Origin of the sequence: Acinetobacter sp. AKBS16 (assembly GCF_002899995.1) — a bacterium.
GTDB lineage: Bacteria > Pseudomonadota > Gammaproteobacteria > Pseudomonadales > Moraxellaceae > Acinetobacter > Acinetobacter baumannii.
On record NZ_POYH01000080.1, the window covers coordinates 90,156 to 104,832 of the forward strand.

The following is a 14,677-nucleotide window of genomic DNA, read 5'->3' on the forward strand; positions in this document are numbered from 1 at the left end:
GCTGACCGTGGGCAAATTGGTTTATTTACCGGTTTGACAGGTTCTATTATGACGGCTGCTGGGGCATATAGCATTGGTTGGGCGACGCATATTTGTGAAGCACAACGTGATAATGTTCTACAGAAAGTACTCAATATTAATTGGGCTCACTATCCGGCAGGTGATTTCCGTGCGATTGATGATACTTTAAATAGTTTGCATCGCCCGGTTGCAGCAGGGCCATTACAAAATTCGTTAGATGTTATACATAGTGTTTGCCGTGGTTCAAGCTTTGAACAAGACTATCAAGCGATCGTCAGCTTGCGAGATGCAAGCAGTGACTGGTTGCGTCAAGCGAGTGAAAACTTACAAAAGGGCTCGCCTAGTACGGCAGCAATTACTTGGTTGTTATGGCAATGGGGTAAACAAGTTCATTCTTGGGATGAAGTTTTTGATTTAGAAGCGCAAATCTCTGAATGGAAAATTCGCCATCCTGACTTTGTGGAAGGCGTACGTGCTCGTTTAGTCGATAAAGATTTATCACCTGAATGGAAAGCATGTGAAGACCTTACATTACGAGGTATTTTGGCCGATGATCCACCGATCACGACGATTGATAGCTGGAATGCCTTACTTAGACAATATGGTGTAGTGTCATAATCAATAATGTCTAAATTTAGTGATGAGTATTGGATGCAGCTTGCTTACGAGCAAGCTGAATTAGCAGCCGAGCAGGGGGAAATTCCTGTAGGAGCTGTAATCGTGAGTCAAAATAAGTTAATTGGAGCTGGTTTTAATGCTCCAATTGGTTTATCTGATCCTACAGCTCATGCAGAAATTCAAGCTATTCGTGCGGCTTGTGAGTCATTGAAAAATTATCGTTTACCTGAAGATGCGACTTTGTATGTTACGCTTGAGCCGTGCACAATGTGTGTGGGAGCATTAGTACATGCAAGAATTAAACATGTCGTATTTGGAACAACAGAACCTAAAGCTGGCTCACTCGTGAGTGCACGTCAATTATTAGAAAATGGTTATTACAACCATAAATTTACTTTTGAGCATGGATGTTTACATGAAAAATGTGCTCAACAGTTAAGCCTTTTTTTTAAGCAAAGACGTGAACAAAAGAAACAAGAGAAACAACAAAAAACGTCCTTAAATGATTAAAAAATGTCATGAGGTTATGGCACACTAACGCCGTTTCATTGACATGATTTATTTAAATAAGGAACTTTCATGCGTAATGTAATTACTATACAAAAAGAATTTAATGCTCCTCTTAGTGATGTCTTTAACCTGCTTTCTAAACATGCAGCTTACAACACTGCGTTTGCTCCACTACAAGTTGTGCGTGTTAAAGATTCGGCAGATCCTGAAAGACCTGATGGAGTGGGTTCTATTCGTCGTATGGGGTTTGGCGTGATTAAACCACTTAAAGAAGAAATCACGCATCTCGAAGAAAACAAACGTATTGAATATAAACTGATTGATAATCCTCTAGTGAAACACCATTTAGGTCGAATCGAGTTCTCAGAAATTACTCCTTATATTACTTTAGTTACGTATCGTATCGAATTAACCGCAAAAGCTCCTGTTGTAAGTAAATTAATTCTTGCACAGCTAAAACTAGCGATTACACTAGGCTTTTCGAGATTAGCTAAAGCATTTGCTTCTTCGTGAGAGTTCAATGACAGTTCAAATTATTACTATTGATGGTCCGAGTGGTTCGGGTAAAGGAACATTAGCGGCGAAACTTGCTGCGTATTATCAATTTCATTTACTTGATTCGGGTGCCTTATATCGTTTGTTAGGGTTGTCATTACATAAACATGATTTATTGGAAAAATTAGATAGCCATTTAGATGAGTGTGTTAACTATGCTCGTCAGCTTAATATTAAGTTTGAAACCTCGGCAGAGGGAACATTAGTTTTCCTCGATGGGGAAGATGTAACCCAAACTATCCGTACAGAGCGAGTTGGAGAATATGCATCTAAAGTTGCAGCAATACCAGAGCTCAGACAAGCACTTTTTGAGCGCCAAAGAGCATTTGCACAAACTCCGGGATTAGTTGCAGATGGCCGAGATATGGCAACATCAATTTTTCCGGAAGCTAATGCTAAAATTTATTTGACTGCTTCAGCTGAGTCGCGTGCTGAGCGAAGAGTAAAACAGTTGCAGGGTATGGGGCTAGATGCTAAAATAAACGACATTTTAGCTAATATACAAGCGCGTGACAAAAGAGACATGGAGCGAGAAGTAGCTCCTCTCAAGCCAGCCGCAGACGCTTATATTATTGATAGTTCGGAATTAACGATCGATCAAGTATTTAAGTTGATGGTTGATTACGTCAATAGCCGTACTGTTAGCAACTAAGATTATCAGTTGACGCATAGCTTGATCAGTCTATAAAGACTATGTTGATACTTAACTAAACCGGCCTTGTCTGATCCAAGACCGCTGACTTTATCAGGTATATCATGACCGAATCTTTTGCAGCCCTCTTTGAAGAAAGTGAATTAAACCTCAACGTTGAAAAGGGTGCAGTCATCCAAGGTGTTGTTGTAAACATCGATAGTGACTGGGTTACTGTTGACACTGGCCTTAAATCTGAAGGCATTGTTGACCGTGCTGAATTTTTAAATGAACAACGTGAACTTGAAGTTCAGGTTGGCGATACTGTTGACGTAGTTGTTGAAGCTCTTGACAACGGTATGGGTCAAACAGTTTTATCACGTGAAAAAGCTAAACGTGCTGAAACTTGGACTAAACTTGAAAAAATCTTTGAAGATGGCGAAATCGTTACTGGTGTTATCTCTGGTAAAGTTAAAGGCGGTTTCACTGTTGACATCGGTCCTGTTCGTGCGTTCTTACCAGGCTCATTAGTTGACACTCGTCCTATCCGTGACACAACTCACCTTGAAGGTAAAGAGTTAGAGTTTAAAGTAATCAAGCTTGATGCTAAACGTAACAACGTTGTTGTATCTCGTCGTGCTGTTATGGAAGCTGAATCTTCTGCTGACCGTGAAGCATTACTTGCTCAACTTGAAGAAGGTCAAACAGTTACAGGTACTATCAAAAACCTTACTGATTACGGTGCATTCGTTGATCTTGGCGGTATTGATGGTCTTCTTCATATCACAGATATGGCTTGGAAGCGTATCAAGCACCCTTCAGAAGTTGTTGAAGTTGGTCAAGAAGTTACTGTTAAAGTACTTAAGTTTGACCGTGAACGTAACCGCGTATCTTTAGGCCTTAAACAATTAGGCGAAGATCCATGGTTAGCGATCATGAGCCGTTACCCTAAAGGTTCTATCGTTAAAGCACGTGTTACTAACTTAACTGACTACGGTTGTTTCGCTGAAATCGCTGAAGGCGTTGAAGGTTTAGTACACGTTTCTGAAATGGACCACACTAACAAAAACATCCACCCATCTAAAGTTGTTCAGATCGGTGATGAAGTTGATGTTATGGTTCTTGAAGTTGACGAAGAACGTCGTCGTATCAGCCTTGGTATCAAACAAACTCGTGCTAACCCATGGGAAGAGTTTGCTAAGTCTCATGAGAAAGGCGAAAAAGTTTCAGGTACAATCAAGTCTATCACTGACTTTGGTATCTTCATTGGTTTAAATGGCGGTATTGACGGTCTAGTTCACTTGTCTGATATTTCTTGGAACGAACAAGGCGAAGAAGCTATCCGTCGTTACAAGAAAGGTGACACTGTTGAAGCAGTTATCTTGTCTGTAGACGCTGAAGGTAACCGTATCAGCCTTGGTATCAAGCAATTGAACAGCGATCCGTTCAATGATTTCTTAGCTGCTAACGAACGTGGTGCTTTAGTTAAAGGTACTGTAACTGCAGTTGATGCTCGTGGCGCAACTGTTAAGTTAGCTGACGAAGTAGAAGCTACTCTTAAAGCTTCTGAAATCAACCGTGACCGCGTTGAAGATGCAACTAAATTCTTAGAAGTTGGTCAAGAAGTTGAAGCGAAAATCATCAACGTTGACCGTAAATCTCGCTCTATCAACTTGTCTATCAAAGCGAAAGACGAAGCTGAAGAGAAAGAAGCAGTTGCTAACTTGCGTACAGCATCAGCTTCTCAAGACAATGGTCCTAAGACTATTGGTGACTTGATCAAGGCACAAATGAAGTAATAAGTTAACAAAGTACAGTTTCATGTAACGAAATTGTACTTTTTATACAAATTACTGTAAACGGTAGCGTAGTATTCAACATACTGCGCTACCGTTTTGTATTTAAACAGGTTATTATCAAACGACTTAGAGTAGTAATAAATAACGAGGTCGTAGATGACTACTGAAGCTCTTAATAAGTCTGATTTGATTGAACGCATTGCGCTAAAAAATCCACACTTGGCTGAACCATTAGTGGAAGAAGCGGTTAAGATTATGATTGACCAAATGATCGAAGCTCTTTCGTCTGACAATCGTATTGAAATCCGTGGTTTTGGTAGCTTTGCATTACACCACCGTGAACCTAGAGTTGGTCGTAACCCTAAAACAGGTAAGTCAGTAGATGTTGCAGCGAAGGCTGTTCCACATTTTAAACCAGGTAAAGCACTCCGTGATGCAGTGAATGAATCTGGAAAATAAATAAAACTCATAAGTGGGGTGCCTATGCGTTATATTCTAATTGCATTACTCATTATTGTATTTGGCTATTCTTTAGCACTTGTTTTGCAGAACCCAACAGAACTTCCTGTTGATTTATTATTTACTCAAGTTCCTGCAATGCGTTTAGGTTTATTATTGTTGCTTACCTTAGCGCTTGGAATTGTAGTTGGGCTTTTATTAGGTGTACAAGTTTTCCGAGTTTTCCAAAAAAGCTGGGAAATCAAACGTCTTCGCAAAGATATTGATCATTTGAGAAAAGAACAAATTCAAAGTGCTCAATTGGCTGCAGCAGAAGCAGCTGCAAATGTAAGACACGAAAAAACTGTTGTAGATATTTATCCGCAAGATAAAAATTCTACTCCTTTATAATTTTGGTACTACTCTTTATCTAGTCATAAAGAGTAGTATTTTCCCTTCTATATTCCTCATTATCCTTCTAGTTTAAAATCACTATTTCCTCATTTAAGAACTTGGTTCAATAGATTTCTTTATTACTGGCTGACTTGTCTATTATAATAGCGCTGATTTTATGTGATGGAAGAAAGTCTCTTGAGTATCATTGTTGCGTTGGACGCTAAAAGCCAATATGACGCTTTAAAAATTGTTGAACAACTTGATCCTACTTTATGTCGCGTAAAAGTAGGTAAAGAGCTTTTTACTCATGAAGGCCCATCTGTTGTAAAAAAACTTCAAGAAGAAAATTTCGAAGTTTTCCTAGATTTAAAATTCCATGATATTCCAAATACGACGGCTCAAGCTGTATGTGCTGCCGCAGACTTAGGTGTATGGATGGTTAACGTACATGCATCAGGTGGCCGTAAAATGATGGAAACCTGTGTAGAGCGTTTAAAAGCAGGTAATTATCAAACACAATTAATTGCGGTAACAGTTTTAACTTCAATGGGCCGTGAAGATTTAAAAGATATCGGGTTAGATATTGAACCTGTAGAACAAGTTAAAAGATTGGCGAAACTTACTAAAGAAAGTGGTTTAGATGGTGTAGTTTGTTCTGCTCAAGAAGCTAAAATTCTTCGTGAGTTAATCGGACAAGATTTCTCTTTAGTTACTCCGGGAATACGTCCTGAGGGTAGTAATGCAGATGACCAAAAACGTATTGTAACTCCGAAACAGGCAATGCTTGATGGGTCTACACATTTAGTTATTGGTCGTCCGATTACTAAAGCAGAAAATCCAACTGAAATGTTGAAATCAATTCTTGCTTCAATTGCTTAAAAGTTTAAAAACACAGTAATTAAAAGTGGAGCGAGTAGACTTAAGAGTAAGCCGCTCATCATGGCATGTGGTACATAATGTGTGCCACATGACTGTTTTACCATTGCTAATGTTACATCCATTGAGGTAGCGCCAGCACTTGAAATCGCTGGACGTGGAAAACGCCAACCCATTGTATACATGAGTAAAATTGCAACTATCTCTCTAAATAGATCTGTAAGCAAGGCAATCCCACCTAACTCAGCTGAATGTAGCTGTGTAAATAAAATACCTGACATTGAATACCAACCATAGCCTTGGCCCAAAGCTAATATTTCATTAAGTGTAAACTCATGACCAAGTAAGGAATAGTTGAGAAACCCAGCTAAGCACGAGCCTATAAAGGCGGCCAAAGGTACAATAAGAATTTTCCAGCTTAACCATGTGCGATTAAAATGAGTAAAAGCAAGTTCGATTCCGATTAAAAAAATAAAAAGTAATAGTAAATACCAACTATTAAAGGGAATATGGGTGTGTAATTGGGTAAGAAGAATTCCTAAAATCACGCCTATTGTTAAAGCTAGAAATGCCTTGGCAATATTTTTTAATGCATTCATAAAAAGTTGAAGTGAAATTTTCCCTTTAACACTTTCTTTATCAAAAATTGTATAGGCGAATAAGCAAGTAAAAAAAGAACCAAGAGAAGTGGTTAATGCAATTAATAGAGCAGGTGGAAGTATAGTAGAAGGATTATCAATTTGATCAAGGGCGAGTGTTAGTTCTAAAGCTACACTGGTTAGTAAAATATAAGAAAAATAAGGTAGGATTTTAAAAATAAAATGCCGAATATTTAGTGAGAGTTTAGGACCTAGAAAATAACCAAATGCTAATACAAGAAAAATTTGAATAATGAGACTAATGGACTGCATATAATAATAGATAGATTGTTATCAACCTATCTATTATGTATTGAACATATTATGCTGCATAGCTCTGTGAGCATTTATTTAATAACAAATAATCTTTAGGATTAACTTTACGAGTGTCTAGCCAATATTTCCATGTATAAGTTGGCCATAAAGAAAAGTTTTTTCCATCAGCAGCTTGATACCAGCTGCTACACCCGCCAGCTTGCCATACAGTACCTTGAAGTTGTGTTTGTATTCTTTCATTGAAGGAATCCTGAACTTCCGGTTTAATTTCTATAGCGCACTGTCCAGATTTTTCAACTAGATCAATAAGCTGTAAAATATAATTAACTTGTGACTCAATCATAAATATAATCGAGTTATGACCTAAAACGGTATTTGGCCCGACCAGTTGAAATAGGTTAGGAAAATTCTTGGTCATAATTCCATAATAACTTTCTGCACCGTTTTTCCAAGCCTGTTTCAATTCAATTTGATTGCGACCAATACATGTAAAATGTTTTAAATAAATACGTGGATCGGTAACAAAACCAGTTCCATAGATTAAACAGTCAATTGGTCTTTCTTTTCCATCCTTTGTAATAATAGTGTTCTCTTTAATTTCTTGAATACCCTCGGTCACTAATTCAACATTTTTTCGGTTAAAAGTAGGGAAGTATTTATTTGAAATTAGAATGCGTTTACAGCCCATCACAAAGTCTGGTGTAAGTTTCTTGGCTAAATCTTTATCTTTAACTTGGAAACGTATAAATGCCTCAGCTAATTTTTGCCCATATTTCATGATTTGCGGCTGAACTATAGGAACAACGCGAGATTCATTACTCCAATAAAGGCGGCTGCGATGAATTTGTCGATAGAAGTTTGATTTTTTAAATAGAGCTTTGTTCAAATTAGAGTATTTACGCTCATCTCGTGGGATAACCCAAGCTGCTGTACGTTGGAATACATATAATTGCTTAACGACTTTTGCGATTTCTGGAATATATTGAATTGCACTACCACCAGTACCGATGGAAGCAACTGATTTACCTTCTAGACTGTAGTCATGTTCCCATTGGGAAGAGTGAAAAACTTTACCCTTGAACTTTTCAATACCTTGAATATGAGGGATTTGTGGAATATGTAGCGGACCTGATGCAAAAACTACAAATTGTGCTTCGAGAGAAGGTTGGTTTGCAAAATCTAGTGTCCATATATGGCGCACTTCATCATACTGTACATGAGTAACCTCATGGTTAAACTTACAGTAGTTTTTAATTTGATATTGATTGGTTATATCTTGGATATAATCGAAAATTTCAGGAGCTTCTGCATAACGTTTTGACCAGTCAGTTTTAGGTGCAAAAGACAAAGAGTACATATGTGATTGAACATCACACGCAGCTCCTGGATAGCGGTTTTCACGCCAAGTTCCACCGACATCATTAGATTTTTCTAAAATAAAAAAATCTGATTGTTGGCTTTGTAACAGACGAATAGCCATGGCAAGGCCACCGAATCCAGCACCAATAATTGCGATTTTAGTTTTTTGAATAGCATGTTGTTTTGCGTTTAGCATTGGAAACCCTGCATATGCGGTAAAGAGGATTGCAGGCAAGACTAACGTTTTTTAAACAGTTTAAACATGATTGTATCGACGTGAAAATTGATAGATTCGGCAATTAATTTTATCACTTCTTTATAGTAAAACATTTCAGTCTAGGGAAATTGATAAAAGAATGAAACGATCGGCACTTGGTTTAATCTATTTAATTCAAGGAATGCGCAATGCGGGCATTGATGTCGACTCACGTTTGGCAGATATAGGTATTAAAGTAGATTCCCTGGACCCAAGCTCAACAATTCATGACAGTTTGGAATGGGATATACAGCAAATTATTAGTGAGAATGTTGACCCAGAGAAAGGATTATTTATTGGACAACATTACGCATTGGTAGGTTATGGTCCTTTACTCATGTTACTTGTGACCAGCCATGATATACAAACAGCCTTAGAAAAAGGCATACAGTATCAAAAACTTACTCATTTATTTGGTACTTTGAGCTTACAAGAAACTGAAAATCACATCATTTTGAACTATTTACCGGTCGATTTAAAAACAGAAATCGGTTTACTCCGTGCCCAATGCGAAATTTCGGGTACTTATAAGTTTATTCAGGATATTTATATCATGATGGGCTTAAAAATGCCTGACATGCGTATAGATTTACCATTTCCGGAACCCTCTGATCCAGATACCGTTGCTCAATATTACGCATATTATGGAGATGATCTACATTTTAATTCTACACATGCAGCATTTAGCCTAAGTAAGAATGTGCTGGAAATAAAAATTCCTTCAGCAGATATTATTACTCATCGTATCTATGAGGCTAAATGTATTAAAGAAATAGAAAGATTAAATGAACAAGATCATCAAATACCGCCTATTATTCAATATGTGCAAGATTATTTAGAGCTACAACAAGGAATTATCCCGAGCATGGCGGAAACCGCTTTTGCTTTGAAAATGCCTGAAAGGACATTAAGGCATCAATTGCAGCAGCTTAATACGAGTTATAAACAGATTCGTGAACAGATTATTAAGAATAAGGCGCTTAAACTTATGGAATATAAAGAGTATTCAATAGAAGTTATTGCAGAAGCACTTGGTTATTCTGAACCTGCCGCTTTTAATCATGCATTTAAAAGATGGTTTGGGCAGAGTCCTCGGCAATATGGAAAAGAGTTTTACTGAGTATAACTCTTGATGCTAAAAGCTAATGTGGTCGGACAAAATGTTCGCTATACTCTCTTCAGTTAAAATTGAAATAAAATGATATGTTAAATTTAAAATCTTCTCATAGTACTGCATTTACTCCGTCTTCCCCAGCAGAGCGCTATGCTGAGGCATTGGCTTCAGGCCAGTTTATGGCAGATGAGGCACAAGCACAGGCAGTGCAAGAATTAGATCGTGTATGGAAAGAACTTTTAAATCGTTATAAGGCTTCTAAAAAAGCTTTCCGTCGTTTCCGCCGCCAAACTTCTCCAAAAGGTGTATATATGTGGGGCGGTGTAGGACGTGGCAAAACTTGGCTTATGGACCAATTTTATGAGTCTGTACCATTTCGCCGTAAAACACGTATGCATTTTCATCACTTTATGCAACATGTTCATAAAGAGTTAAATAAACTTTCGGGTCAACGTAATCCACTCGATATCGTAGCTGATCAAATTTATAAAGATGCTGTCGTTATTTGTTTCGATGAGTTTTTTGTCTCGAACGTAACTGATGCAATGATTTTGAGTGACTTATTCCAAAAGTTATTTGTTCGTGGTGTAACACTCATTGCAACCTCAAACATTGCACCAGACGGTTTATATAAAAACGGGATTCACCGTGATCGTTTTATTCCTACAATTGAAATGGTTAAAAAGAACTGTGTCGTTTTAAATGTAGATGCAGGAGTGGATTACCGTTTACGTGTTTTAAAACAGGCTCAATTGTTTAAATCACCATTAGGTAATGAAGCTCAAAGTTGGATATCAGAGCGTTATACTGCTTTAACTCATACTCAAACCAATTCTCATGAACCGATTGTGATCAATAACCGTGTTGTTGAAACCCTAGGGCATACGGAAGATGTTTTATGGTGTGAGTTTTCTGAACTTTGCTTAAAGCCCCGTAGTCCAGCAGACTTTATTGAAATTGCCAATATTTATAATACGGTTTTGGTCAGCAATGTTCCTCACTTAACAGACTTCTTGTCTGAAGGCACACGTCGTTTTATTTATCTAGTCGATGAATTTTATGATCGTGGAGTGAAACTACTTTTAACCTCTCAAGATAGTATTATTGATATCTATCAAGGCGAGAAATTGGCTTTTGAAATTGAGCGTACTCGTTCACGTTTATTAGAAATGCAGTCAGATGAGTATTTGCATTCTGAACATCGACATATTGATGCGACTAAAACTTCTTAAGAAATCAGATATGAAGAGCGCTCTAAATTGAGCGCTTTTTTTACAACAAAAAAAGATAAATTTAGCGAAATAGTACTTTTTCATTGTGCAAAGTTTGATATAACTAAATACGCTTTAGAAAAAACAAGATAGTGAAATTTTTTGTCTGTTAACAAAAAGTCTAGTTTCAGTATCTTTAAATATTGAATAAATTGTTGGGAATCCTAGTTAGAATTTTAATATTTTCCTATATAGAAAAATTTATCTTTGTCAATAGTTATGCAAGGGAAAATGCTTACTATTTAGGAATGTGATATTAGTATTCAGCTTAATTTAAATCGGTATACTAGGATTCTCTTGGTATAAAAAGTAGCAACTTCAGGAAAGACAATGACTGCACGTATTCAAAAAGGCAAGTTAGCGATTGCTAAAGAACTTTACGATTTTATCGAAAATGAAGCTTTACCAGGTTCTGGTTTAGATAGTGAAACTTACTGGAAGAACTTTGAGCAAGTTGTTGTCGACCTTAGTCCAAAGAATAAAGCATTATTGGCTAAGCGTGATGAATTACAAGCAAAAATTGATGAATGGCACCGCAACAATAAATTTGAATTAGGTGCTTACAAAGCATTTTTAACTGAAATTGGTTATTTATTACCAGAAGTTGAAGACTTCCAAATTACTACTGAAAACGTAGATGAAGAAATTGCATTGTTAGCAGGGCCACAATTAGTAGTGCCTGTACGTAATGCACGTTATTGCTTAAATGCAGCAAATGCGCGTTGGGGTTCTTTATATGATGCACTTTACGGTTTTGATGTAATTTCAGAAGAAGGCGGTGCAGAAAAAGGAAAAGGATATAACCCTGTACGTGGTGCGAAAGTTATTGAGTTTGCTAAAAACTTCTTAAATGAAATTTTCCCGCTTGCGCAAGGCTCACATGCTGATGCAACTAAATATGCAATCGAGCAGAATAAACTGGTTGTGACTTTAAAAGATGGTACTAAAACTGGCTTAGCTCATGAAGCTCAATTTGTGGGCTTCAATGGTGAAGAAGCGAACCCTTCAGAAGTTGTTCTTTTGAGTAATGGCCTACATGTCATTATTGAAATTGATGCGAATAGCCCAATTGGCCAAACTGATTTAGCGGGTGTTAAAGATCTAACACTTGAAGCTGCGGTTACAACAATTCAGGATCTTGAAGACTCTGTAGCAGCTGTTGATGCAGAAGAAAAAGTTGAAGGTTATCGTAACTGGTTAGGTTTGATGAAGGGTACTCTTCAAGAATCTATCGAAAAAAATGGTAAAACAATTGTTCGCGCTTTGAATAAAGACCGTGAAATTAAAAATTTGATCGGTGGCACAACAAAACTTCATGGTCGTTCACTTATGTTACTTCGTAACGTAGGTCATTTAATGACGAATCCAGCGATTTTAGTTGATGGTGAAGAAATTTTCGAAGGTATTATGGATGCGTTGGTAACGCCATTGTTATCAATTGCTGACATCCGTAGTGAAAACGAAAATAAAAACTCTCGTAAAGGGTCTATGTATATTGTTAAACCAAAAATGCATGGTCCTGAAGAAGTTGCTTTTGCTGTTGAGTTATTTGAGCGTGCTGAGCAAGCCCTAGGATTACCAGCGAAGTCTTTAAAAATCGGTATTATGGATGAAGAACGCCGTACATCTGTAAACCTGAAAAACTGTATTGCTGCTGCTAAAGATCGCACAATCTTTATTAACACTGGGTTCATGGACCGTACTGGTGATGAAATTCATACTTCTATGGAAGCTGCTCCAGTTGTTCGTAAAGAAGCGGTTAAAACACAAAAATGGATTGCTGCATACGAAAACCGTAACGTTGCAATTGGTTTGAAATGTGGTTTACAAGGTAAAGCTCAAATTGGTAAAGGCATGTGGCCAAAACCAGATAGCATGAAAGATATGTTGGCAACTAAAGCTGCTCATCCAAATGCTGGTGCTTCATGTGCTTGGGTTCCATCACCAACTGGTGCTGTACTTCATGCAATGCATTACCATCAAGTAAATGTAAAAGCACGTCAAGATCAGTTAAAAGCTGAAGAAATGTTGTCATTAGATGACTTGTTAACTCCTCCATTTGCAACTGATACAAACTGGTCAGCAGAAGAAATTAATAACGAACTTGAAAATAACTGCCAAGGTATTTTAGGTTACGTTGTTCGTTGGGTTGACTTAGGTGTAGGTTGTTCAAAAGTTCCTGATATTAACAATGTGGGCTTAATGGAAGACCGTGCAACATTACGTATTTCTTCTCAACATGTTGCCAACTGGTTACGTCACGGTATCGTGACTCGTGAACAAGTTGAAGAAGTGCTTAAACGCATGGCAAAAATTGTTGATGAACAAAATGCGAATGATCCATTGTATAAACCAATGGCAGCTAACTTTGAAACTAATATTGCTTTCCAAGCAGCTTCAGACCTTATCTTTAAAGGTTGTGAACAGCCTTCTGGTTATACTGAGCCATTACTACATGCGGCTCGTTTAAAATTAAAAGGTTATACAGGTGACTAATTTTAACCTGTTATAAAAAAGCCTCTTCGGAGGCTTTTTTATTTCCGGTATATTTTGTGCTTATAGATAAGGCGTGAATTTATAAATAAAGGATTTCAAGTTTGATTAACTTAAAAAATCTCGATCGTGAAAATTGGCTTCTATGCGCAAAATTATCATTAGATGAATCTCAAAAGGACTATGTCGCGCCAAATGTATACTCTATTGCTGAGTCTAAAGTCGAGGAACACTTTAAAAAAACGCTAACTGAGAATTCAAGTTAGCGTTGAAGGAAATGGAATTAACTAAAGTTAAAAGCGATATTAATTGCTACTCACAATCCCAATTTTAGTTACACCTAAACGCTGCGCCGTGGCCATGACCATCGCTACATTTTTATATTCAGCCATTTGGTCTGGTTTAAGTTTGATTTGGTCTTGATCTTTTTTGGCGACAACACCTTGAAATAAAGTCTCTAGTGCCTTGCGGTCAGAAACCTGTTGGTTATTCCAAAATACTTTGCCTGCTGCATCAATTCTTACATCAATGACTTCAGGTGGCTTTTCATTTGTTGGTGGCGGTGTGCCATTTGGCAAATTAATATTAATCGCATTGTTTGGTGCAGGTATAGTAATAATAAACATAATAATGAGTACCAGCATGACATCAATAAGCGGTGTCATGTTCACCTCTAGCATTACATCGTCATCATTATTTGAGCCAACATTCATACCCATAAAATTCTCCTTAAAATCATTACGGGGAAGCTGGAGGGGTAGTAACAAAGGCAATTTTGCCAATACCAGCTTGTTTGGTCGTACTAATGACCTGATCTATCGCTTCAAAATGAGTAAGCTGATCTCCTCGAATATGTACCTCCGGCTGCGGTCTTTTTTGTGCCACAGCCTGTAATTTTGCTAACAATATTTCTTTATTCGGTACATAACTCTCGTTCCAGAAAATATCGCCTTTCTTATTAACTGAAAGTTGAATATTTTCAGGCGTGGTCGCGTACGGAGTATTTTTTTCTTCTGGTAGTTTCACCGGAACCGTATGTGTAACTACCGGAATAGTAATAAGAAAAATAATAAGTAAAACCAACATGACATCTACGAGAGGTGTCGTGTTAATCGTTCCAATCATTTCTTCATCATCTTCAGAACCAACACTCATACCCATAATGTCTGCTCCTGATTATTTAATGCTGCGATTAATTGAATTGTTGGTATTAATTTCTCCGCTTAATAAAACTGCATGTAGATCTGAACCAAATGAACGAACATTTTCCATCACTGCTTTATTACGACGAGTCAACCAGTTGTAACCCAATACAGCCGGTACTGCGACTGCAAGACCAATAGCTGTCATAATGAGAGCTTCACCAACTGGGCCTGCAACTTTATCAATAGATGCCTGACCTGAAATCCCGATTGCAGTTAAAGCG

The 14,677-nt window shown here is 37.5% G+C and carries 16 protein-coding genes and 1 pseudogene; 12 read left to right on the forward strand and 5 right to left on the reverse strand.

Annotation, left to right across the window (positions count from 1 at the left end; all coding sequences use genetic code 11):
* From C1642_RS19530 to pyrF, 8 genes are all read left to right on the forward strand, one after another.
* On the forward strand, nt 1–639 hold a 639-nt coding region (locus C1642_RS19530), incomplete at its 5' end, for an enoyl-CoA hydratase/isomerase family protein (RefSeq protein ID WP_228153901.1).
* Nucleotides 640–645: 6 nt separating this feature from the next.
* Nucleotides 646–1,149, forward strand: coding sequence for a tRNA adenosine(34) deaminase TadA (gene tadA / locus C1642_RS14345; protein ID WP_000033177.1), 504 nt, complete (start codon nt 646–648; stop codon nt 1,147–1,149).
* Between the two features lie 69 nt (nt 1,150–1,218).
* Nucleotides 1,219–1,662: an SRPBCC family protein gene (locus C1642_RS14350; RefSeq protein ID WP_032030219.1), complete on the forward strand. Its 444-nt coding sequence runs from the start codon at nt 1,219–1,221 to the stop codon at nt 1,660–1,662.
* Between the two features lie 7 nt (nt 1,663–1,669).
* Entirely contained in the window at nt 1,670–2,356 is a 687-nt protein-coding gene (gene cmk, locus C1642_RS14355; RefSeq protein WP_000218018.1) for a (d)CMP kinase, read from the forward strand.
* Nucleotides 2,357–2,460: 104 nt separating this feature from the next.
* Nucleotides 2,461–4,134 (forward strand): 30S ribosomal protein S1, encoded by a 1,674-nt coding sequence (rpsA, locus tag C1642_RS14360; protein WP_000140309.1) that lies wholly within the window; start codon nt 2,461–2,463, stop codon nt 4,132–4,134.
* Nucleotides 4,135–4,290: 156 nt separating this feature from the next.
* Nucleotides 4,291–4,593 (forward strand): integration host factor subunit beta, encoded by a 303-nt coding sequence (locus C1642_RS14365; protein ID WP_000205997.1) that lies wholly within the window; start codon nt 4,291–4,293, stop codon nt 4,591–4,593.
* Nucleotides 4,594–4,617: 24 nt separating this feature from the next.
* Nucleotides 4,618–4,983, forward strand: a complete 366-nt coding sequence (locus C1642_RS14370) for a lipopolysaccharide assembly protein LapA domain-containing protein (RefSeq protein WP_001269278.1) — start codon at nt 4,618–4,620, stop codon at nt 4,981–4,983.
* Nucleotides 4,984–5,148: 165 nt separating this feature from the next.
* Nucleotides 5,149–5,847, forward strand: a complete 699-nt coding sequence (gene pyrF / locus C1642_RS14375; RefSeq protein ID WP_000392928.1) for an orotidine-5'-phosphate decarboxylase — start codon at nt 5,149–5,151, stop codon at nt 5,845–5,847.
* On the opposite strand, the gene C1642_RS14380 is transcribed toward pyrF, so the two are convergent.
* Nucleotides 5,844–6,755, reverse strand: a complete 912-nt coding sequence (locus C1642_RS14380) for a lysine exporter LysO family protein (protein WP_001190745.1) — start codon at nt 6,753–6,755, stop codon at nt 5,844–5,846. The genes pyrF and C1642_RS14380 overlap by 4 nt on opposite strands.
* A 49-nt stretch (nt 6,756–6,804) precedes the next feature.
* Nucleotides 6,805–8,352: a flavin-containing monooxygenase gene (locus C1642_RS14385; RefSeq protein WP_103236483.1), complete on the reverse strand. Its 1,548-nt coding sequence runs from the start codon at nt 8,350–8,352 to the stop codon at nt 6,805–6,807.
* Nucleotides 8,353–8,473: 121 nt separating this feature from the next.
* Between C1642_RS14385 and C1642_RS14390 the strand changes: the two genes are divergently transcribed.
* From C1642_RS14390 to C1642_RS14405, 4 genes and pseudogenes are all read left to right on the forward strand, one after another.
* Nucleotides 8,474–9,493 carry a helix-turn-helix domain-containing protein gene (locus tag C1642_RS14390; protein ID WP_213064281.1) on the forward strand — a complete coding sequence of 340 codons (1,020 nt, stop codon included), beginning with the start codon at nt 8,474–8,476 and terminating at the stop codon, nt 9,491–9,493.
* 83 nt (nt 9,494–9,576) lie between these two features.
* Nucleotides 9,577–10,719 carry a cell division protein ZapE gene (gene zapE, locus C1642_RS14395; protein WP_000933387.1) on the forward strand — a complete coding sequence of 381 codons (1,143 nt, stop codon included), beginning with the start codon at nt 9,577–9,579 and terminating at the stop codon, nt 10,717–10,719.
* Nucleotides 10,720–11,088: 369 nt separating this feature from the next.
* Nucleotides 11,089–13,254 carry a malate synthase G gene (locus tag C1642_RS14400; protein ID WP_000126961.1) on the forward strand — a complete coding sequence of 722 codons (2,166 nt, stop codon included), beginning with the start codon at nt 11,089–11,091 and terminating at the stop codon, nt 13,252–13,254.
* Nucleotides 13,255–13,355: 101 nt separating this feature from the next.
* A pseudogene (locus C1642_RS14405) lies at nt 13,356–13,487 on the forward strand (GNAT family N-acetyltransferase); the annotation flags it as partial.
* Between the two features lie 69 nt (nt 13,488–13,556).
* Here the strand turns inward: C1642_RS14405 and C1642_RS14410 are convergent.
* The 3 genes from C1642_RS14410 to C1642_RS19535 form a co-directional block, all read right to left on the reverse strand.
* Entirely contained in the window at nt 13,557–13,970 is a 414-nt protein-coding gene (locus C1642_RS14410) for an ExbD/TolR family protein (RefSeq protein ID WP_000525670.1), read from the reverse strand.
* Nucleotides 13,971–13,989: 19 nt separating this feature from the next.
* The gene (locus tag C1642_RS14415; protein ID WP_000525864.1) at nt 13,990–14,412 is read right to left on the reverse strand and encodes an ExbD/TolR family protein; all 423 of its coding nucleotides are present in this window, start codon (nt 14,410–14,412) and stop codon (nt 13,990–13,992) included.
* A 15-nt stretch (nt 14,413–14,427) separates the two neighbouring features.
* Nucleotides 14,428–14,677 (reverse strand): MotA/TolQ/ExbB proton channel family protein (locus C1642_RS19535; RefSeq protein WP_218244690.1); only part of this gene is annotated, 250 nt, incomplete at its 5' end.

Coding starts and splice junctions, on each gene's coding strand:
- C1642_RS14415 (WP_000525864.1), bottom strand. CDS start 14,412: ATGGGTATGAGTGTTGGTTCTGAAGATGATGAAGAAATGATTGGAACG.
- C1642_RS14365 (WP_000205997.1), top strand. CDS start 4,291: ATGACTACTGAAGCTCTTAATAAGTCTGATTTGATTGAACGCATTGCG.
- C1642_RS14410 (WP_000525670.1), bottom strand. CDS start 13,970: ATGGGTATGAATGTTGGCTCAAATAATGATGACGATGTAATGCTAGAG.
- pyrF (WP_000392928.1), top strand. CDS start 5,149: ATGGAAGAAAGTCTCTTGAGTATCATTGTTGCGTTGGACGCTAAAAGC.
- C1642_RS14350 (WP_032030219.1), top strand. CDS start 1,219: ATGCGTAATGTAATTACTATACAAAAAGAATTTAATGCTCCTCTTAGT.
- C1642_RS14380 (WP_001190745.1), bottom strand. CDS start 6,755: ATGCAGTCCATTAGTCTCATTATTCAAATTTTTCTTGTATTAGCATTT.
- rpsA (WP_000140309.1), top strand. CDS start 2,461: ATGACCGAATCTTTTGCAGCCCTCTTTGAAGAAAGTGAATTAAACCTC.
- cmk (WP_000218018.1), top strand. CDS start 1,670: ATGACAGTTCAAATTATTACTATTGATGGTCCGAGTGGTTCGGGTAAA.
- C1642_RS14390 (WP_213064281.1), top strand. CDS start 8,474: ATGAAACGATCGGCACTTGGTTTAATCTATTTAATTCAAGGAATGCGC.
- tadA (WP_000033177.1), top strand. CDS start 646: ATGTCTAAATTTAGTGATGAGTATTGGATGCAGCTTGCTTACGAGCAA.
- C1642_RS14370 (WP_001269278.1), top strand. CDS start 4,618: ATGCGTTATATTCTAATTGCATTACTCATTATTGTATTTGGCTATTCT.
- zapE (WP_000933387.1), top strand. CDS start 9,577: ATGTTAAATTTAAAATCTTCTCATAGTACTGCATTTACTCCGTCTTCC.
- C1642_RS14400 (WP_000126961.1), top strand. CDS start 11,089: ATGACTGCACGTATTCAAAAAGGCAAGTTAGCGATTGCTAAAGAACTT.